The following is a 19,399-nucleotide window of genomic DNA, read 5'->3' as shown; positions in this document are numbered from 1 at the left end:
GACGAGGTCCGTTCATGACGGCCGAGATCGGCGAGAAGGTCGACAGCGCAGGAGGACTCCCTGTGACAGGGCCGGCCGGAGTCACCCTGCCGCCACTGCGCGCCTGGCAGCGGCGAGCACTCACGAAGTACCTGTCGGCGGGTCCGACCGACTTCCTCGCCGTCGCCACTCCCGGAGCCGGCAAGACCACGTTCGCGCTGCGCGTGGCCCTCGAGCTATTGAGCGACCGCACCGTGGATCAGATCACGGTCGTCGCTCCCACCGAGCACCTCAAGCACCAGTGGGCGGAGGCGGCGGCGCGCGTCGGACTTGCGCTCGACTCCCGGTTCTCCAACAGCACCGGGCAGACGTCCAGCGACTTCCACGGCATCGTCGTCACGTACGCACAGGTGGCGTCGCACCCCTCACGCCACCGGGTGCGGACCGAGAACCGCAAGACGCTCGTGATTCTCGACGAGATCCACCACGGCGGCGACGCCAAGAGCTGGGGCGAGGGCATCCGCGAGGCCTACGGGGACGCGACGCGCCGCCTGGCTCTCACGGGAACGCCCTTCCGCAGCGACGACAGCCCCATCCCGTTCGTGAACTACGAGCCGGACGACGAGGGCCTGCCCCGGTCGCGCCCGGACCACAGCTACGGCTACGCCGACGCGCTGGCGGACGGCGTCGTGCGGCCGGTCGTCTTTCTCGCGTACTCGGGCGAGGCGCGCTGGCGCAACAGTGCGGGCGAGGAGTTCGCCGCCCGGCTCGGCGAGCCGCTCAGCGCCGAGCAGACGGCGCGCGCCTGGCGCACCGCTCTCGACCCGTCGGGCGAATGGGTGCCGTCGGTGCTCGCCGCGGCGAACACCCGGCTGCACCAACTCCGTCAGGGCGGCATTCCCGACGCGGGTGGCCTCGTCATCGCGTCGGACCAGACCACCGCGCGCGCCTACGCGGGAATTCTCGAGGCGGCGACGGGGGAGACCCCGACGCTCGTGCTGTCCGACGATCCCGGGTCCTCGGCCCGCATCGCCGAGTTCGGCGCGGGAACGTCGACGTGGATGGTGGCCGTGCGCATGGTGTCGGAGGGCGTGGACGTCCCGCGCCTCGCGGTCGGCGTCTACGCGACCAGCGCCTCCACGCCGCTGTACTTCGCCCAGGCCGTCGGGCGCTTCGTGCGTTCTCGCCGCAAGGGTGAGACCGCGAGCGTGTTCCTGCCCTCGGTGCCGGTGCTCCTGGACCTGGCCAGCCAGCTCGAGGCGCAGCGCGACCATGTCATCGGGAAGCCGCACCGGGAGAAGGACGGTCTCGACGACGACCTGCTCATCGAGGCGAACCAGCAGAAGGACGAGCCCGGCGAGGAGGAGAAGGCCTTCACTTCGCTCGGTGCCGACGCAGAGCTCGACCAGGTGATCTTCGACGGCTCGTCCTTCGGCACCGCGACGTTCTCGGGCAGCGACGACGAGGCGGACTATCTCGGCCTGCCGGGCCTGTTGGACGGTGACCAGATGCGCGCGCTGCTGCGGAAACGTCAGGAGACGCAGCTCGCGCGCCCGGCGGCACCCACGGAAACTCCGGCTCCGGTCACCCTCCCGCCCGCCGGGCGGTCCGCGGACGCCGCGAAGCTGGCCGATCTGCGTAAGGAGCTCAACGGTCTGGTGGCGATGCATCACCACCGCACCGGCAAGGCCCACGGCATCATCCACGGCGAACTCCGGCGGAGCTGCGGTGGGCCGCCCACCGCGATCGCGACGGCGGAGCAGCTCACCGAGAGGATCTCGGCTCTGCGGTCGTGGTGATCGCGACTGCACGAGCCCCGCGCACGACGAAGGGCGACCACCGAATCGGTGGTCGCCCTTCGTGGTGTCAGGAGTCGAGTGCTGATGCTGTGGGACCGAGTCCCCCGGTCATCACGCCATGGCGTCGGAATCCGCATCCGCGACGATGGTGGCGTTCATCTCGAGGAGACGCGCTTCGTGCTCGTTGGCGTGGTGACGGCAGAACAGCAGTTCTCCGCCGGTGGGGAGGACGGCACGCACCCGCGCTCCCGCTCCGCAACGATCGCACCTGTCGGCAGCGGTGAGGGTGGTGTCGGTCAACAATCCGGGCATGACTCCTCCGTACTGACCGTGACAACACGGTCCTGGGGTCGGTCCGCCACGTCGGTTCGACGCGGTTCGTTCACTCTTACAGACGTATGGGGTTCGTGCGTTGTTCCCACGCGGATGGCCGTGTGTTGTCACTAACACGAAACATGCTGGTGAACCACCTCCCTCGTGAGCATCGTTCGCTGTCGGCAGAACGCACCCGCCCCTGTGCGCCCGTGTCGCGACCGGTGGATACGGTTCGACCATGACGGATGTGGACGCGCGCGGTCTCGCGTCGGTGGGGCGTTCGTTTCCGCCGTGGTCGGTGCCGTTCGTCTTCGTGGTCGGCGCGCTCGTGCAGTATCTCGGTGCCGCCATCGGCGTCCATCTCTTCGACACCATCTCGCCGGCGGCCGTGGCGTGGCTGCGCGCGGCAGGCGCAGCGGCCGTTCTGCTGGCCTGGCGTCGTCCCTGGCGCACGCGATGGACGGCCCGCACCATCGTGGTGGCCGGTGGGTTCGGCGTCGTCACGGTGGGAATGAACCTGGCGTTCTACGAGGCGATCGCCCGCATCCCGTTGGGCACCGCCGTGGCGATCGAGTTCCTCGGCCCGGTCCTCGTCGCCGCACTCGGATCGCGGCGTGCTCGCGACGTCCTCGCGCTCGTCCTGGTGGTCGCGGGAGTCGCGCTGGTGGCCGGAGCGCGATTCGACGTGGGTCTGGTCGGGGTCGGCTTCGCACTCCTCGCCGCCGGACTGTGGGCCGGCTACGTGGTGCTCGGGAAATCGGTCGCGACCGCGGGCGACGGCCTGGACTCCCTCGCCGTCGGCATGGCGGTGGCGTCGGTGATCCTCGCCCCGCTCGCGTTGACGCCCCAGGTGCTCGACGATCCGTCGGTGTTCACCGCGCCGTCCACGTGGCTGCTGGGTGTCGGGGTGGGCGTGTTGTCGAGCGTGATCCCCTACGCACTCGACCAGGTGGTCCTGCGCACGGTCGGACGGGCACGGTTCGCGTTGTTGCTCGCGCTGCTGCCCACCACGGCGACGGTGGTCGGCGTCGTGGTGCTGCGGCAGGTGCCCTCGCTCGCCGAACTCGCGGGCATCCTGTGTGTGATCGTCGCCGTCGCGCTGGGCGGTGTGGAACGACGTGCACGACCGGCACCACCGGCCGACACGAATCGACTGCAGGACCCGACACGAGAGGACGGCCGATGACCGAGATCCTGGTGCACATGTGCCCTGCGGCGGACTGGGAGGCGAGCGTGGCCGCGGGGGAGGTGGCACCCGCATCGCTCGCCGAGCAGGGGTTCGTTCATCTGTCGACACCGCAGCAGGTTCATCTGCCGGCGAACCGGCTGTTCGCCGGGCGCCGGGACATCGTGCTGTTGTCGGTGGACCCGACGCGGCTGAAGGGCCGACTGGAATGGGAGCCGGGAGTGCCCGGCGGTCCCGGTTCGATGCTGTTCCCGCACCTCTACGGACCGGTCCCGCTCACCGCGGTGGTCGAGGTGCAGCCCTACCTGCCCGACGACGACGGGACGTTCGTCGCCGTCGGGTGAGGTACGGAACTGTCAGTCGAGGTAGTCGCGCAGAACCTGCGACCGGCTCGGGTGCCGCAGCTTCGACATGGTCTTCGACTCGATCTGTCGGATGCGCTCACGCGTGACCCCGTAGACCTGGCCGATCTCGTCGAGCGTGCGCGGCTGGCCGTCGGTGAGGCCGAAACGCAGTCGCACGACACCTGCCTCGCGCTCGGAGAGAGTCTCGAGTACCGACTGGAGCTGGTCCTGCAGGAGGGTGAACGACACCGCGTCGACTGCGACGACGGCCTCGGAGTCCTCGATGAAGTCACCGAGCTGGCTGTCGCCCTCGTCGCCGATGGTCTGGTCGAGGGAGATCGGCTCGCGAGCGTACTGCTGGATCTCCAGCACCTTCTCGGGCGTGATGTCCATCTCCTTGGCGAGTTCCTCGGGAGTGGGCTCACGACCCAGATCCTGCAGGAGCTCACGCTGGATGCGTCCGAGCTTGTTGATGACCTCGACCATGTGCACCGGGATACGAATGGTGCGGGCCTGGTCCGCCATGGCGCGGGTGATGGCCTGACGGATCCACCACGTCGCGTACGTCGAGAACTTGTAGCCCTTGGTGTAGTCGAACTTCTCCACCGCGCGGATCAGACCGAGGTTGCCCTCCTGGATGAGGTCCAGGAAAGCCATGCCGCGGCCCGTGTACCGCTTGGCCAGCGAGACCACGAGACGAAGGTTGGCCTCGAGCAGATGGTTCTTCGCCCGGTTGCCGTCGCGGCAGATCCAGGTCATGTCGCGGCGCTGGGCCACGGGGAGCTTCTCGCCCTTCTCGGCGGACTCGGCCATGAGCTGGACGGCGTAGAGACCGGCCTCGATGCGCTTGGCGAGCTCGACCTCCTCCTCGGCGTTGAGGAGGGCGACCTTGCCGATCTGCTTGAGGTAGGCGCGGACGGAGTCGGCGGAGGCGGTGAGCTCGGCGTCCTTGCGGGCCTGTCGCAGCGCCTCGGACTCCTCCTCGTCCCACACGAAGTCGCCCGACGCCTTGTCCTCCGGCGTGGGTTCGGTGGTCGCGTCGTCCTCGACCTCGTCGCCCACGGCGACGACCTCGACGACGTCCGACTCGGCTGCGAGCTCGCCCTCGGGAACGTCGATGTCCTCGATGTCCGCGGTGGGCTCGTCGGCGTCGTCGCCGGTCGCAGGAGACGTCGCCTTCTTCGCTGCGGTCTTCTTCGCTGCGGCCTTGCGCGGCGCGGCCTTCTTGGCTGCTGCCTTGCGCGGAGCCGCCTTCTTGGCCGGGGCCTTCGCGGGTGCGGTTCCGACGGCGCCGGGTGCGGTGCCGTCGGCCGACGCGGTGTCGACGGCCGGAGTGCTGTCGACTGCCGGCGCGGTGTCCGCGGTCTGACGAATATCGATGGCTGCCACGTACGCCCTTTCGTGACGGTGTCGTGCGGCGTCACGCCAGAGTGATGATCCGGCGGAGAGGTCTGTGGATTTCCCGGCGTGAAACCGGGGCGTGGACCATTGTAACGACCGCCGCGAGTGCACAGCACCAACGCGCGGGAGGACGCCGAGGTTCCCGGCTCGCCGGCAGTGGGGTGTGACTCACATCGCGCACCGGCGGGCCGACGCGGCGCAGGTCAGAGGGACGCGGACACGCCCTCGAGAATGATCAGGGCGCCACACCGGACTGGGCGGCGAGGGCCGCGCCGACGATTCCGGCGGCGTTGCGCAGTGTCGCGGGCTGCACCGGGGTGCGGTTGGTGAGCAGGGGGATCCACTTCTCGGCCTTGCGGCTGATGCCGCCGCCGGCGATGAAGAGGTCCGGCCAGAACAGATCCTCGATGCGCTCGAGCACGCGCGAGACCTCCTTGGCCCAGGCCTTGTACGACAGTCCGTCGTCGTCCTTGACCGACGACGCCGCGCGGTGCTCGGCCTCCTTGCCGTCCACCTCCATGTGCCCGAGTTCCGTGTTGGGCAGCAGGACGCCGTTCTGCAGGATGGCGGACCCGATGCCGGTGCCGAAGGTGAGCAGGATGACGACACCCTTGGAGTCCTTGCCGCCGCCGAACTTGTCCTCCGCGATGCCCGCGGCGTCGGCGTCGTTGAGCACGGTCACCGAACGACCACCGAGATGCTCACGGAACAGCGCGCCGGCGTCGGTCCCGATCCAGCCCTTGTCGACGTTCGCGGCGGTCCGCGCCACGCCCCCGGTGACGACGCAGGGGAGGGTGATGCCCACGTCCCCGGTCCACTCGAAGTGGTCGACGATCGCCGCGACCGTCTCGGCCACCGCGGTGGGAGTCGACGGCTGCGGGGTCTCGATCTTGTAGCGCTCACCGATCAGTTCGCCGGTGGCGAGATCGACCACGCCACCCTTGACGCCACTGCCACCGACGTCGACACCGAAGCCTCGGCCCTCGGGGTGCGAGCCCGTCTTCCCGGCGATGGAGACCGGGCCGGGTTCGGTGTGGTCGTTCGTCATGACAGAACCTCCTGGTGGCGCACTCACGCGTCGGAGACCGGCGCGCTCGTGCGAGATCTGGTGCGCGCACGCCACCCTAGTTGCTGACGGCGTTCCCGGTCGCGCGGCACCGCGGTGGGTGGCGCGCCGTACCGTTCCGCCGCCCGATGTGTTCGGATTACCGGGTGACTCCTCATGACGATGTGCCGCAGGACGACTCGACGAGCACGCTCGACCCGGAGATGTTGCGCCGCATCGCCGTCGACGTCGCACGCGAGGCGGGACGCCACGTACGTCGGCGTCGGCCGGAGGTGTTCGGCGCGGGCGGTGCAGCGGTGGACGCGGTCCGGTCGAAGTCGACGCCCACCGATCCGGTGACGGTGGTCGACACCGAGACCGAACACGTCATCCGGGACCTGTTGAGCCGGCTGCGTCCCGACGACGCGGTACTGGGTGAGGAGGGCGGCGGGGAGGACATCGCCCCGTCCGGTGTCCGGTGGGTCCTCGATCCGATCGACGGCACGGTGAACTTCCTCTACGGCATCCCCGCCTACTCGGTCTCCGTGGCCGCGCAGATCGACGGCGCGTCGGTGGCGGGCGCCGTGGAGGACGTGGTGGGGGACCGCACGTACGCGGCGTCGCTCGGCGGCGGCGCGTGGTGCTCGGACGCGGGCGGGGACTGGATGCGCTTGCGAGTCAACGACATCGACGACGTGGCACTCACGTTGGTGGCCACGGGTTTCGGCTACGACGCAGCGCGCCGCCGCCGTCAGGGTGCGCTGATCGCGGCTCTGTTGCCCGAAGTGCGGGACGTTCGTCGCATCGGCTCGGCGGCACTGGATCTGTGCATGGTGGCGGCGGGACGCGTCGACGCCCACTTCGAGCACGGGCTCAGCCCGTGGGACTGGGCGGCGGGCGCCCTGGTCGCGGCGGAGGCGGGTGCGCGGGTGATCACCCCGTCGCCGCACTCCCGCAGCGACGACGGCGAGGTGACGATCGCCGTGGCGGCAGGTGTGGCAGACGGGTTCCTGTCCGTCCTCGACCGTCTCGGTGGCGTCGCCGCTATTCCGAAGGCCTGACCCGGGTCAGCAGTTGACGCGGTGCGCGGCGGCGAGCAGATCGACGTCGAGGTTCGGTGCCGCGGCGCCCGGAGCGACGTCCGCGAGCGAGCGGATGACCTCCTCGCCGTCGGTGTTCGGTTCCAGCGCACGGAAGTTGGTGCCCAGCGCGAGATCCACGGTGTCGTCCTCGCGGGTGTCCTGAACGAACTCGGCGCACGGCGCTACCAGTGCGACGGTGCCCGCGGCGGCCACTCCGGCCGCGCCGAACCGGATCTGAGCGATGCACTGCATGTTCTGATCGACGTAGACGGGGTCGTTGCCCACCTGCACGTCCGGTGCGCTGGCGAAGCCGAAATCGCTGAGATCGGCGGCGATCTCGGCGGCCTGGCCGCCCTGTCCGTTCGCGTTGAACACGCGCACGCGGGTGGCGGACAACGGGGCGGGCTGGGTGTCCGTGACCATCGAGGCGTCCACGACGCTGCCGGGCTCGGCCGCCGCGGGGGCGGCGGGGTCGGAGGCCGGCTGGGGGGCGTTGCAGGCGACGGCGTCCGTGCCGGTCTCGGTCGTGGTCAGGATGTTCACCCACACGGCCGCACCGGCGAGGGCGAGCACGACGAGCACCACGAGGATCGGGAAGGCCCGACGCCGCGCGTACGGCCGTCCCTTGTCGTCGGTCGAGGAGCCGTGAGTGATGAGTGAGACCACGGGAGCGTGCCCTTCTGCTGATACGTGTCGCGCTGTCGTGTCACGGGCGGTGACTCGCTCACTGTAGTGGGCCGCGTCGGCATGTGACGCGCGACGCACGGCGGGTGGGAACGTCTGCGCGGTCGACGGCGTTGGGCGGGATGAACAGGGGAGATGCGGTTCCCGCGGGAGCCGTTCACACCACGACACACCGCGCTGGGCAGGGTGTTTTCCACACCGGCTCGTCGTCGGCTATTGTCTGGCGGCCCGGCGGATCGAACTCACGGCCGGTCGGGCTCCTCGGGCCTGCACGCCCGCAGCAAGAGAATGTTTCCCGTCACGGGGATTCGGGCACAGTCGGCTCACCCGCACGCCGGCCGTCATCCGTCAGGACGACGGCTGCGAATAGGTGAGCGAGAAGGGCGGAGATCCTTCCGGCGGAAGTCGGGAAGAAGTCCGACCGGATCGATGTTCTGCCACGAACAGCAGACGAGGAACACGAACGACCTGCATCGGGATCCGAGGGTGTGAGTCCGACAGAGGACGAGTTCGTCGAACAAGAAGCGGTCGACGTCTTGAACATCCCCCATGAAGGCGATCGAAGGAGACCGGGCACACCCGGTCTCAGCAGGAAGGTAAGGGGAACAACATGGCCACCGATTACGACGCACCACGCCGTACCGAGTCCGACGACGTGTCGGAGGACTCCCTCGAGGAACTGAAGGCACGCCGCAACGAGGCGCAGTCCGCCGTCGTCGACATCGACGAGACGGACACCGCGGAGTCCTTCGAACTGCCGGGCGCAGACCTGTCCGGTGAGGAACTGTCCGTACGTGTCGTGCCGAAGCAGGCCGACGAGTTCACGTGCTCGAGCTGCTTCCTGGTGCATCACCGCTCACGGCTGTCGTCAGACAACGGCGGCGTGCTGGTCTGCCGCGACTGCGCGGCCTGACCGAGGAGGCCTCCGTCAGGAGGTCGGTGGCTGCGGAGTCAGAGCCGCAGCCACTGCATCCGGGTTCCGGGTGCTCACCAACCAGTACGGTGTCGGATCGTTCTCGTCGTCGAGGACGACCAACACCATCGGCTTGACCCACGAGCGATGCTGCACGAAGGCGGACGGGTCCAGCTGGCGTCCGAGGGCGGCGCTCTTCGCTGTCCCCGGCACCACCGCCACCCGATCGATCACCGATGCGGGGAGGCGGGCCTTGCCGGCGTGCAGCATGCGCTCGCCGTTCTGCTCCGTGACGTCGACGCGCATCCGGCCCAGGTACGTGACCACCCAGATCGCGAACGGCACCAGCACCATGTACGGAAGCCAGGCCATCACGCCGGGTGACCCCATGTGGACCTCGGCCGACAGGATCGCCGCGACGCCGATCGCGGCCACCCAGTACCACACGGGTACGCGGAGCCGTTCGCTGTAGACGACTGTCTCACCCCCGCCATCGTGTGCCGTCCCGGACGTCCGGGTGGCGTGATCTGCTGAGGTCTCTCTCGGAGCGGCGTCGGACACCTCTCCAGAGTAGAGGGTCGGACGGGCGGGAGGTCGACGGTGCGTCGGCGAGTAATCTCGACCGATGTGAGCGATCTGACGGCCGAGACGGCGGCACGCACCACCCGCAGCGACCAGGGACTGGCACCGGCCGTCGAGACGGTGGCCGTCAGACGACTCGATCCGGACATCCCGCTGCCCGTCCGTGCGCACGCCGGCGACGCGGGTGTGGATCTGTGTTCCACCGTCGACATCGTCATCGAACCCGGTGAGCGTGCCATGGTCGGTACGGGCATCGCCGTGGCGCTGCCGGTCGGCACCGTCGGCCTGATCCACCCCCGGTCCGGCCTCGCCGCGCGAGCGGGGTTGTCGGTGGTCAACACACCGGGAACGGTCGATGCCGGTTATCGCGGCGAGATCAGGGTCTGCCTCATCAACCACGATCCACGCACCCCCATCGAACTGCGGCGCGGGGACCGCATCGCCCAGCTGCTGGTGCAGCGGGTCGAACTGCCCGACTTCGTCGAGGTGGCCGAGCTGGACGACACCACCCGTGGTGTCGGCGGCTACGGCTCCAGCGGCGGACACGCGGTTCTCGATGCAGTCACCGCCGGCGAGAAGGAGAACTGAGCATGTTCGGACGCAAGAAGAAGGGGCGCGACGACATCGACGCCACCGATCTCGACTCCGCACAGGACGTCGCGGTCGAGGAGGTGGACGAGGTCGACGAGGTGGACGGAACGGCGGACGACACCACCGGGCCGTGGTCGATCGACGACCTGGACGGCGACCGCGAGAGCATCGCGGAGGGACGGCTCGATCTGGGTTCCGTGCTGCTGATGCTTCCTGCCGGCGGACAGCTGCAGGTCGAGATGACGCAGGCCGGCGCACCCCAGGCCGTCCACATCGTCACTCCCGACGGTCGCATCACCGTGGCGGCCTTCGCCGCTCCGAAGTCACCCGGTCAGTGGCGTGACGTCGCCGCCGAGTTGGCCGACACGTTGCGCCGCGACAACGCACGGGTGGCCACCGAGACCGGTCCGTGGGGCCGTGAGGTGGTGGGCTCCGCGGCCGGCGGAGATCTGCGTTTCATCGGCGTCGACGGATACCGCTGGATGATCCGCGGCGTGGCGAGCGGACCGGCAGGCAGTGTCGAGGCCGGATCTCCGCTGGTCGAGCAGGCGCGTGCCGTCGTGGCGGCGACCGTGGTCGATCGCGGCTCGGACCCGCACCCGGTGCGGACGCCGTTGCCCATCAGTCTGCCGCCGGCACTCGCGCAGCAGCTCGCGGCCGCGCAGCAACAGCAGATGGCTGCCGCACAGGCGCAGGCTCAGGCGGCGGTGCAGCAGCAGGTACCCCAGCAGCAGGTACCCCAGCAGCCGGTACCTCAGCAGCAGGCCCCCGACGCGGACGCCGCTGCCGAGGCGCAACGTCGGCGTGGGCCCTCCGGTTCGGCGATGCAGCAGCTCGACTGAGAACCGCTACCCGCCCGTCGCACGCCGGAGCGCCCTGACGCCCAGCCGCCCGAGCTCGCTCGGGAACGCGGCGAGGACGTCGAGCGCAAAGGTGTCGAGGTGGGCCGTCGGAAGTGCCGCGCACCAGTCCTGCGCGACACCGAGCGGGTGCACGGGGTCGTCGGTCGCAGCCACCACGCCGACCGGGACCGCGAGGGATCGCAGGTCGTCGAGGGTGGGTGCCACGTACCGGGCGGCGTCGTCCAGCGCCGTCGGCAGCTGCGGCCACTGTGCTCGCCACGACCGCGTCAGCGCCTCGGCGAGCCACCGCGGACTCGACTGCGCCATCGCCGCCACCGACGCGTCGAGGCCGAGGGCTCGCAGCGTCGCCGCCGTCGCGGCGGCACCGACCGCTGCGGGGGAGTTGCCCGGAGATCCGGTCCACGCCGGCATCGCGAGGATCGCTCCCTGCGCGGCGCCGGGATGGTCGAGCGCCCACCGCGCCGCGACCGCCGCGCCGAGTGAGACACCGCCCACGATCACCTCCCCTCGAACAGTGCCTCGTACGTGGTCGAGCGCACGCTCGTAGCCCCCGACGACGTCGGCCGGTTCGGGCTCGATCACCCGCAGTGACCAGCCGAGATCCGTCACGGCCGCACCGAAGGCCCTCTCGACGAACGACGCGTCGGAGCCGGTGCCGGGCAGCAGTACGACGGTGGTTGTCTCCATGGCGTCCGCATCTTCTCGTGGCGTTCACCGACCCGACCGGCCGGGTGTGGTGAGGCGTGCTCGGTAAGGTCTACAGTGGCGCTGACAGAAGCAGAACATCCGCCGCGGAAGGCCCGCGCGAACCGCTCCAGGAGCACTCATGGCACCCGCTGCCGCAGGATACTTCCGCCGCATGGCCCGGAAGTTGACCGAGGACATCGATCAACTCGATGCCGAGGAGTTGGAGTCGACGTCGAAGGCGTCCGGCGCCCAACGAGCATGCGATTGCACTCGCGGTGACGAGGTCACCATGGTCGGACGGCTCCGCAGCGTCGAGACGTGCAGCAAGGCCGCCAACGCCATCGTCGAGGCCGAGTTCTTCGACGGCACCGACACCATCTCGCTGATCTGGATCGGCCGACGCAAGATCGCCGGCATCGAGTCCGGCACGCAGCTGCTGGTCCGCGGTCGCGTGGGGGAGCGCGAGGGCCGCAAGGTCATCTACAACCCCTACTACGAGCTGCGCACCGAGGACTAGTTCTTCGGGAACCGCATCGTCTGGCACCCTGAACTGCATGAGCGAGTCACCGAACAGTCAGCCCACAGAGGACGCGCCTCCCGAGACGATCCTCTCCCAGCTCGGTGGGGTCAGCGGACTGGTGTTCTCCACCCTGCCCGTGTTGGTCTTCGTTCCGGTCAACTCTCTCGCCGGGCTCACACCGGCCATCTGGGCCGCCCTCGGTCTGGCCGTCGCCATCCTGGTGTGGCGCCTCGTGAAGCGGGACCCGATCCAACCGGCCGTGTCGGGATTCTTCGGCGTGGCGGTGTGCGCGTTCATCGCCCACCGCACCGGAGATGCCAAAGGCTACTTCTTGTTCGGGATCTACACCTCGCTCGCGTACGGCGGGGTGTTCCTCGTCTCGATCCTTGCTCGCCGGCCACTCGTCGGCATCGTGTGGGGCTACCTCAACGGCACCGGCAAGGCGTGGCGCGAGCATCGGGCGGCCGTCCGCGCGTACGACATCGCGACGTTCGCCTGGGTTCTCGTGTTCGTCGCGCGCTACGTCGTGCAGTCGCAGCTCTACGACTCGGACCAGACCGGGTGGCTCGCGGTCGCTCGTATCGCGATGGGCTGGCCGCTCGCGGCGGTCGCGTTCGCCGTCACGTTCTGGGCCGTGCGACGGGCCGACGCTGTCGTGGCCGCCGTGACGCACCGGGAGAGCGAGACCGCCGAGGTCGTGGACGCGGACCGCAGCGAGCCCTGACGGCTGTCAGCCGGTCCGGTCCGTCAACGCTGGGAGAGTCCCAGCACCTCGCGGAGTTCGTCCTCGACGTCGACGGTGGTGACGAACAGCAGCTCGTCGCCGCCCTCGAGCGGGTCGTCCTTCTCCGGAACGATGACGCGGCCACCGCGCAGGATGGTGACCAGCGCGACATCGCGAGGAAGCGTGATGCGCCGCACCGGCTTGCCCGCCAGCGGCGTGTTCGCCGGCAACGTGATCTCCACGAGGTTCGCCTTGCCCTGGCGCAACGTCATCAGGCGCACCAGATCTCCCACCGAGACCGCCTCCTCGACGAGCGAGGCCAGCATGCGCGGTGTCGACACGGCGACGTCGACTCCCCACGACGCGTCGAACAACCACTCGTTGCGCGGATCGTTGACACGGGCCACGACCCGGTCGACGCCGAACTCGGTCTTCGCCAGCAGGCTCAGGACCAGGTTGGCCTTGTCGTCGCCCGTGGCGGCGATGACCACGTCGTAGGACTCGATGCCGGCGCCCTCGAGAGTGGCGAGCTCACACGCGTCCGCGTGGATCCACTCGGCCGCCTCGACCGACGCCGGGTCGACGTGGTCGGCCTTGCGTTCGATCAGCAGGACGTGATGGTCGGACCTGAGGAGCTCGCGGGCGATCGAACGGCCCACGGCTCCCGCTCCGGCGATGGCGACTCTCATGACGAATCCTTCGGTGACAGGTCTGGGGCGGGGACGGACACGAGGTGAGGCAGGAGCCGTCAGTCCTCGGGCGGAGGGTTGCTCGCGAGCGCCACGGCCTCGGCGACCATGCCGTCGACCGCCGCGATCCACACCTCGTCGTCGGCCTGGATCACGGTCTTGCGGTCGGGCAGGAGTCCGGCACCGAAGCGGATGATGAAGGCCACACGGGACTTGGTCGCGCTCTCGAGCGCGGTCACGCCCTTGCCCACCCATCCCTCGCCGATGTCGAGGCGGGCCACCGCGACGCTGCCCGACGGATCGCGCCACTTGGTGAGCTCGTTGTCGTGGATCAGCGTGTGCAGGAATCGATCCGTCGTCCACGGCACCGTGGCCACCGTGGGGATGCCGAGGCGTTCGTACACCGCGGCGCGCTTGGCGTCGTAGATGCGCGCGACGACGCGCTCGACACCGAACGTCTCGCGGGCGACACGCGCGGAGATGATGTTCGAGTTGTCACCGGAGGACACCGCGGCCAGCGCGTCGGCCTTCTCGATGCCCGCCTCGACGAGCACGTCCCGATCGAATCCCATGCCGATCACCTGACGTCCGGTGAAGTTCGGTCCGAGCCGGTGGAACGCGGTGGGATCGCGGTCGATGACGGCGACCTCGTGGCCGATGCGGGTGAGTGCACCCGCGAGGGCGGAGCCGACGCGGCCACACCCCATGACGACTACGTACAACAGACGCTCCGTTCGGGAGTCGAGACGACGGTGCCCAGGTGATTGCTGCCGGGAAGGACTTCGCGCCACGCTATCGGTCACCCTGCCCCGCGGTCGAGCCCGGTACGGCCTACGCTCTGCGATGTGTCCAAGCTTTCGACGGCCACCAAGAGGCTGCTGCTGGGTAGGCCGTTCCGTAGCGACACGCTCGGACACACGCTCCTGCCCAAACGCATCGCTCTCCCGGTGTTCGCGTCCGATGCCATGTCGTCCGTCGCCTACGCGCCCGAAGAGATCTTTCTGGTGCTGTCGGTCGCCGGGATCTCGGCGTACTCCTTCTCCATCTGGGTCGGTCTCGCCGTCGCCGTCGTCATGGCCGTGGTCGTGGCGAGTTACCGGCAGAACGTGCACGCCTACCCGTCCGGCGGTGGCGACTACGAGGTGGCCACCACGAACCTCGGACCGACCGCGGGCCTCACCGTCGGCAGCGCCCTCCTCGTCGACTACGTGCTCACGGTCGCCGTCTCCATCTCGGCCGCCGCCTCCAACATCGGATCGGCCCTGCCGTTCGTCGCGGAGCACAAGGTGCTGTTCGCGGTCGCCGCCATCGTGCTCATCACCTCGATCAACCTGCGCGGCGTCCGCGAGTCCGGTACCGCGTTCGCGATCCCCACCTACGCGTTCATGGTGGGCATGATCGTCATGCTCGTGTGGGGCCTGGTGCAGGTGTACGTCCTCGGCGACGACGTGTCGGCCGAGTCGTCGAACTTCGAGCTGCAGGCGGAGGACAGTCACCTGTACGGCATCGCGTTCGCCTTCCTGCTGGCACGCGCGTTCTCGTCCGGGTGTGCGGCGCTGACGGGTGTCGAGGCCATCTCCAACGGCGTGCCCGCCTTCCGCAAACCGAAGTCGCGCAACGCCGCCACGACGCTCCTGCTGCTCGGCTCCATCGGCATCACGCTGCTGCTCGGCATCATCCTGCTGGCCGAGAAGATCGGTGTGAAGTACGCGGCCGACCCCGCGACCCAGCTCGTCGGTGCTCCCGAGAACTACCAGCAGAAGACGCTCATCGCGCAGCTGGCCGAGGCCGTCTTCCGGCACTTCACGCCCGGCTTCTACTTCATCACCATCGTGACGGCGCTGATCCTGGTGCTGGCCGCCAACACCGCCTTCAACGGGTTCCCGGTACTCGGGTCGATCCTGGCCCAGGACCGATTCCTACCCCGCCAGTTCCACACCCGCGGCGACCGGCTCGCGTTCAGCAACGGCATCCTGTTCCTCTCGGCCGCCGCCATCTTCTTCGTCGTCATGTTCGGCGCCGAGGTGACCAAGCTGATCCAGCTCTACATCGTCGGCGTGTTCGTCTCGTTCACGCTCAGTCAGACCGGCATGGTGCGGCACTGGACCCGGTTGTTGCGGACCGAGACGGACCCCGCGCAGCGCCGGTCGATGATGCGCTCGCGTGTCGTCAACGGCATCGGACTGGCCATGACGGGTGCCGTGCTGGTCATCGTTCTGCTGACCAAGTTCCTCGCGGGTGCCTGGATCGCGATCATCGCGATGCTGGCGATCTTCGGACTGATGAAACTGATCCGCAAGCACTACGACTCGGTGGCCACCGAGCTCGCCGACGTCGAGTGGGACGGTGTGCTCCCCAGCCGCACGCACTCCATCGTGCTCGTGTCCAAGCTGCACAGCCCGACTCTCCGCGCCCTCGCCTATGCCCGTGCGACCAGGCCGGACACCCTCGAGGCGATCACGGTCAACGTCGACGAGGCGGACACCCGCACCCTGGTGCGCGAGTGGGAGAAGAGCGACCTCAGTGTCCCGCTCAAGGTGGTCGAGTCGCCGTACCGCGAGATCACCAAGCCTGTGCTCGACTACGTGCGCCGGGTCAAGCGGGACTCTCCGCGCGACGTCGTCACCGTGTTCATTCCGGAGTACGTGGTGGGTCACTGGTGGGAGCAGGTGCTGCACAACCAGAGTGCACTGCGACTGAAGAGTCGCCTGCTGTTCCAGCCCGGCGTCATGGTCACCAGCGTGCCGTGGCAGCTCAACTCCTCCGAACGTGCGAAGCGTGAGAGCCTCGAGAACGCGCCGGGCTCGTCCCGTCGTGGCTACGAACCCACCTCGGCCGAACGGCGATCCGACCGATGATCGACTCGTGGCTCGGCAGGGTCGTCGAGGTCCGCGTGGGCAGGCCGGGACACGGCGGCTTCTGCGTCGCACGGCACGAGGGCCGCGTCATGTTCGTCCGGCACAGCCTTCCCGGCGAGCTGGTGAACGCGCGGGTCACCGAGGACACCGGCAAGTCCTTCTGCCGCGCAGACGCGGTCGAGATCCTGGAGGCCTCGCCCGACCGCATCGTGCCGCTGTGTCCCATCTCCGGCCCCGGTGGGTCGGGATGCTGCGACTTCTCCCATGCGACAGCCGAGGCCGGACGCCAGATCAAGGCGGCCGTGGTCGCCGAGCAGTTGAGCCGCGTCGGGGGCATCGAACGCACCGTCGAGGTGGAGTCGCTCGGCGATCAGACCGGCTGGCGAACGCGCATACGGTTGGGTGTGGACGACGAGGGACGGCCCGGTTTCCACCGGCTCCGCAGCGCCGACATCGTGACGGATCTGGCCTGCCCGCAAGCGGTTCCGGGGATGTACGACGGGCTTGCTGCCCGGTCGTGGACGCCCGGCGCCGATCTCGCGGTGGCCGTCGACTCCGACGGCACCCGCCACGTCGTGGAGATCGCTCCTGCCGTCGACCGCCGCGTGCGCGCCGACACCGGTCGTCGCGGCGCCTCCTCGCGCCGCGCCGCGAAGTCCGGTGACCGCGCGCACCGGGTGCGCGAGGGCTCGGGACGGGCCGTCGAGCGCGTCGGGTCGCGCGAGTGGACCGTGGACTCGTGGGGGTTCTGGCAGGCTCACCGGGCGGCTGCCACGCAGTACGCCGAGGTGGTCCGAGAGTGGTCCGGTGCTGGGCCCGGCGACACGGCCTGGGATCTCTACGCCGGTGCGGGCACCTTCGCGTCCGTCGTCGCCGAGGCGGTCGGACCGGGCGGCACCGTCGCCGCGGTCGAGTTCTCCCACCGGGCGGTGGTGGACGGGCGTGCGGCGGTGACGGACCTGCCGCAGCTGTCGATGCAGGCAGCGCCCGTCGAGCGCGCGATCGGATCCCTGCCGCCGCAGCCGTCCGTCGTCGTCCTCGACCCGCCACGATCCGGCGCCGGCAGACAGGTGATCGCGGCGGTCGCCGGCGCGCACCCGAATCGCGTCGTGCACATCGGGTGCGACCCCGCGTCCTTCGCGCGGGACGCGGGGCTCTACCTCTCGCACGGCTACCGACTGGAGAATCTCCGTGCGTTCGACGCCTTCCCGATGACCAGCCACGTCGAGTGCATCGGATCGTTCGTCCGGGACTGACGCGTCACTTGGCGTTGTACAGGCGCATCGTGATCGGTCCGAACACCGCCAGCAGTCCGACGGACCAGATGCCGGTCCACATCAGCGCGTCCGTCTCGAGCACACCGTCGGCGAAGCCGCGCAGCGTCGTCACCAGATGCGACACCGGATTGACCGACACGAACGCCTGCAGCCACCCGGGCATCGTCGTCGGGTCGACGAAGATGTTGCTGGCGAAGGTCAGCGGGAACAGCACGAGCATGGACACGCTCATCACCGCGGTCTCGCTGCGCAGCATCAGCGCGAACATCGTCCACACCCACGAGACGCAGAACGAGAACGCCAGCAGCAACGCCACGGATGCCAGCACGCCGAGTACGCCGCCCGCCGGCCGGAAGCCCAGCGCGAGACCCAGCACGAGCACGATCGTCGACGCGAGGGTGTAGCGGACCACGTCTCCGAGCAGGGCGCCGACCAACGGCGCCGGCCGCCAGATGGGCAGCGACCGGAACCGGTCGAAGACGCCCTTCTCGATGTCCTTGTTCAAGGTCAGACCCGTGTACATGGTGATCATGACGACGGTCTGCACCAGGATTCCCGGCAGCAGGAACTGGATGTAGGCACTGGTCGAGCCCGCCAGGGCGCCGCCGAACAGGAACGTGAACATCAGCGTGAACATCACCGGGAACATGGTCACGTCGAACAGCTGCTCGGGGACGTGCTTGATCTTCAGCAGTGCTCGCCACCCGAACGAGAGCGCAGCCGACATCGACGACGGTCGATCGGGACGGGGACCGGAGTCGCGGAGCAACTCGGCGATGGTCGGCTGCGCGGTGCCCGTCGCGGCGGTGGGGGAGTTGGTGGTGGTCATTCTCAGGACGCCTCCAGTTCTGTCGTTCGTCCGGTCAGTGCCAGGAACACCTCGTCCAGGCTGGGTTGCCCGAGGGCGTAGGTGGTGACGCCGATGCCGTCGTCCGACAGCGTCGCGAGTGCGCGGGCCACCAGGGCGGTGTCGTCGACCAGCGCGGTGACGGCGAAGGGATCGGACTCGAGAGTCACGTCGGTGTGCAGGGTCGCGCGCAGGACGTCGGCGGCGTCGTCGCGGCGCGACTGTTCCGCGACGCGGACGTGCAGCGACCCCGAGCCGACCGACGCCTTGAGCTGACCGGTGGTGCCCTCGGCGATCACGCGGCCCCGGTCGATGACGGCCACCCGGTCGGCCAGCTGATCGGCCTCGTCGAGGTATTGCGTGGTGAGCAGGACCGTCGTGCCGCCGGCGACCAGGGAGCGCACGATCTCCCACACCTGGTTGCGGCTGCGGGGATCGAGACCTGTGGTCGGCTCGTCCAGGAACATCAGCTCCGGCGTGACCACCAGACTCGCCGCGATGTCGAGACGGCGCCGCATACCGCCGGAGTATGCCTTGACCTGCTTGCCGCCGGCCTCCACCAGATCGAAGACGCCCAGCAGCAGATCGGCACGCTCCCGCGACGCCGGGCGCGAGAACCCGTACAGCCGCGAGAGGAGCACCAGGTTCTCCACTCCGGTCAGGTCCTCGTCCAGCGAGGCGAACTGGCCCGTGAGCGCCACCTTCGACCGCACCGCGTCGGACTCCGTCGCCACGTCGTGGCCGAGCACGCGGGCCGACCCGCCGTCGATGCCGGTCAACGTCGCCAACATGCGCATCGTCGTGGTCTTGCCGGCCCCGTTCGGCCCCAGCACCCCGTAGACCCCGCCCCGCGGGACGGCGAGATCCACGCCGTCCACCGCCACGGTGTCCCCGAACCTCTTCACCAGGCCGACCGCCTCGATCGCCAGGCCTCCGGCCTTCCCGATCTCCAGCGGCCGGCCTCCGGCCTTCCCGTCATGTGTCGTCATGTGGGTGCTGACTCCTGATCCGCC

General features: G+C 69.4%; 21 protein-coding genes. 11 read left to right on the top strand and 10 right to left on the bottom strand.

All coding sequences use genetic code 11. The features are described from left to right. Positions 1 to 14: 14 nt before the first annotated feature. Entirely contained in the window at positions 15 to 1,778 is a 1,764-nt protein-coding gene (locus JOE30_RS15370; RefSeq protein ID WP_204867667.1) for a DEAD/DEAH box helicase, read from the top strand. A 111-nt stretch (positions 1,779 to 1,889) separates the two neighbouring features. Here JOE30_RS15370 and JOE30_RS15365 read toward each other — a convergent pair whose 3' ends face one another. Beyond that, positions 1,890 to 2,090 carry a hypothetical protein gene (locus tag JOE30_RS15365; protein ID WP_204867666.1) on the bottom strand — a complete coding sequence of 67 codons (201 nt, stop codon included), beginning with the start codon at positions 2,088 to 2,090 and terminating at the stop codon, positions 1,890 to 1,892. A 241-nt stretch (positions 2,091 to 2,331) separates the two neighbouring features. Here JOE30_RS15365 and JOE30_RS15360 point away from each other — a divergent pair, with 241 nt between their 5' ends. Beyond that, on the top strand, positions 2,332 to 3,279 hold the full coding sequence (locus JOE30_RS15360; protein WP_204867665.1) for a DMT family transporter: 948 nt from the start codon (positions 2,332 to 2,334) through the stop codon (positions 3,277 to 3,279). Continuing rightward, complete coding sequence (locus JOE30_RS15355; RefSeq protein WP_204867664.1) at positions 3,276 to 3,623, top strand: DUF952 domain-containing protein; 348 nt, start codon at positions 3,276 to 3,278, stop codon at positions 3,621 to 3,623. Before JOE30_RS15360 ends, JOE30_RS15355 begins: the two co-directional genes overlap by 4 nt. 12 nt (positions 3,624 to 3,635) lie before the next feature. Here JOE30_RS15355 and JOE30_RS15350 read toward each other — a convergent pair whose 3' ends face one another. Continuing rightward, the gene (locus JOE30_RS15350; protein WP_056444837.1) at positions 3,636 to 5,012 is read right to left on the bottom strand and encodes an RNA polymerase sigma factor; all 1,377 of its coding nucleotides are present in this window, start codon (positions 5,010 to 5,012) and stop codon (positions 3,636 to 3,638) included. 247 nt (positions 5,013 to 5,259) lie between these two features. Beyond that, positions 5,260 to 6,072: a polyphosphate--glucose phosphotransferase gene (gene ppgK / locus JOE30_RS15345; RefSeq protein ID WP_204867663.1), complete on the bottom strand. Its 813-nt coding sequence runs from the start codon at positions 6,070 to 6,072 to the stop codon at positions 5,260 to 5,262. 146 nt (positions 6,073 to 6,218) lie between these two features. Between ppgK and JOE30_RS15340 the strand changes: the two genes are divergently transcribed. After that, complete coding sequence (locus JOE30_RS15340) at positions 6,219 to 7,130, top strand: inositol monophosphatase family protein (RefSeq protein WP_204867661.1); 912 nt, start codon at positions 6,219 to 6,221, stop codon at positions 7,128 to 7,130. A 6-nt stretch (positions 7,131 to 7,136) separates the two neighbouring features. On the opposite strand, the gene cei is transcribed toward JOE30_RS15340, so the two are convergent. Beyond that, positions 7,137 to 7,817 carry an envelope integrity protein Cei gene (cei, locus tag JOE30_RS15335; RefSeq protein ID WP_204867659.1) on the bottom strand — a complete coding sequence of 227 codons (681 nt, stop codon included), beginning with the start codon at positions 7,815 to 7,817 and terminating at the stop codon, positions 7,137 to 7,139. Positions 7,818 to 8,445: 628 nt separating this feature from the next. Here cei and JOE30_RS15330 point away from each other — a divergent pair. Continuing rightward, positions 8,446 to 8,748 carry a DUF4193 domain-containing protein gene (locus tag JOE30_RS15330; RefSeq protein ID WP_027505182.1) on the top strand — a complete coding sequence of 101 codons (303 nt, stop codon included), beginning with the start codon at positions 8,446 to 8,448 and terminating at the stop codon, positions 8,746 to 8,748. Between the two features lie 15 nt (positions 8,749 to 8,763). Here the strand turns inward: JOE30_RS15330 and JOE30_RS15325 are convergent, their stop codons facing one another. Beyond that, positions 8,764 to 9,309 (bottom strand): DUF3093 domain-containing protein, encoded by a 546-nt coding sequence (locus JOE30_RS15325; RefSeq protein ID WP_204867657.1) that lies wholly within the window; start codon positions 9,307 to 9,309, stop codon positions 8,764 to 8,766. A gap of 120 nt (positions 9,310 to 9,429) precedes the next feature. Between JOE30_RS15325 and dut the strand changes: the two genes are divergently transcribed. After that, a complete protein-coding gene (dut, locus tag JOE30_RS15320; protein WP_204870436.1) occupies positions 9,430 to 9,918 on the top strand; it encodes a dUTP diphosphatase in 489 nt (162 codons plus the stop codon). 2 nt (positions 9,919 to 9,920) lie between these two features. Further along, positions 9,921 to 10,763 (top strand): DUF3710 domain-containing protein, encoded by an 843-nt coding sequence (locus JOE30_RS15315; protein WP_204867656.1) that lies wholly within the window; start codon positions 9,921 to 9,923, stop codon positions 10,761 to 10,763. 6 nt (positions 10,764 to 10,769) lie between these two features. Here JOE30_RS15315 and JOE30_RS15310 read toward each other — a convergent pair whose 3' ends face one another. Continuing rightward, entirely contained in the window at positions 10,770 to 11,447 is a 678-nt protein-coding gene (locus JOE30_RS15310; RefSeq protein WP_204870435.1) for an alpha/beta fold hydrolase, read from the bottom strand. Positions 11,448 to 11,610: 163 nt separating this feature from the next. On the opposite strand from JOE30_RS15310, the gene JOE30_RS15305 reads away from it, so the two are divergent. After that, complete coding sequence (locus tag JOE30_RS15305) at positions 11,611 to 11,988, top strand: OB-fold nucleic acid binding domain-containing protein (RefSeq protein ID WP_027505186.1); 378 nt, start codon at positions 11,611 to 11,613, stop codon at positions 11,986 to 11,988. A gap of 37 nt (positions 11,989 to 12,025) precedes the next feature. After that, positions 12,026 to 12,715, top strand: a complete 690-nt coding sequence (locus JOE30_RS15300) for a DUF3159 domain-containing protein (RefSeq protein WP_204867655.1) — start codon at positions 12,026 to 12,028, stop codon at positions 12,713 to 12,715. 23 nt (positions 12,716 to 12,738) lie between these two features. Here the strand turns inward: JOE30_RS15300 and JOE30_RS15295 are convergent, their stop codons facing one another. After that, entirely contained in the window at positions 12,739 to 13,404 is a 666-nt protein-coding gene (locus JOE30_RS15295; RefSeq protein ID WP_027505188.1) for a TrkA family potassium uptake protein, read from the bottom strand. A gap of 59 nt (positions 13,405 to 13,463) precedes the next feature. Further along, complete coding sequence (locus tag JOE30_RS15290; RefSeq protein WP_027505189.1) at positions 13,464 to 14,126, bottom strand: TrkA family potassium uptake protein; 663 nt, start codon at positions 14,124 to 14,126, stop codon at positions 13,464 to 13,466. 123 nt (positions 14,127 to 14,249) lie between these two features. On the opposite strand from JOE30_RS15290, the gene JOE30_RS15285 reads away from it, so the two are divergent. Together JOE30_RS15285 and JOE30_RS15280 are read left to right on the top strand one after the other, a co-directional pair. Next, on the top strand, positions 14,250 to 16,262 hold the full coding sequence (locus tag JOE30_RS15285; RefSeq protein WP_204867654.1) for an APC family permease: 2,013 nt from the start codon (positions 14,250 to 14,252) through the stop codon (positions 16,260 to 16,262). Then, positions 16,259 to 17,518, top strand: coding sequence for a class I SAM-dependent RNA methyltransferase (locus JOE30_RS15280; protein ID WP_204867653.1), 1,260 nt, complete (start codon positions 16,259 to 16,261; stop codon positions 17,516 to 17,518). The genes JOE30_RS15285 and JOE30_RS15280 overlap by 4 nt, the downstream gene beginning before the upstream one ends. 4 nt (positions 17,519 to 17,522) lie before the next feature. Here JOE30_RS15280 and JOE30_RS15275 read toward each other — a convergent pair whose 3' ends face one another. Both JOE30_RS15275 and JOE30_RS15270 read right to left on the bottom strand, forming a co-directional pair. Then, a complete protein-coding gene (locus tag JOE30_RS15275; protein ID WP_056444823.1) occupies positions 17,523 to 18,368 on the bottom strand; it encodes an ABC transporter permease in 846 nt (281 codons plus the stop codon). Positions 18,369 to 18,370: 2 nt separating this feature from the next. Further along, on the bottom strand, positions 18,371 to 19,375 hold the full coding sequence (locus tag JOE30_RS15270; RefSeq protein ID WP_204867652.1) for an ATP-binding cassette domain-containing protein: 1,005 nt from the start codon (positions 19,373 to 19,375) through the stop codon (positions 18,371 to 18,373). Positions 19,376 to 19,399 lie beyond the last annotated feature (24 nt).

Origin of the sequence: Rhodococcus sp. PvP016, assembly GCF_017832185.1 — a bacterium.
Taxonomy (GTDB): domain Bacteria; phylum Actinomycetota; class Actinomycetes; order Mycobacteriales; family Mycobacteriaceae; genus Rhodococcoides.
This window is presented reverse-complemented; position numbering and strand designations above follow the sequence as displayed.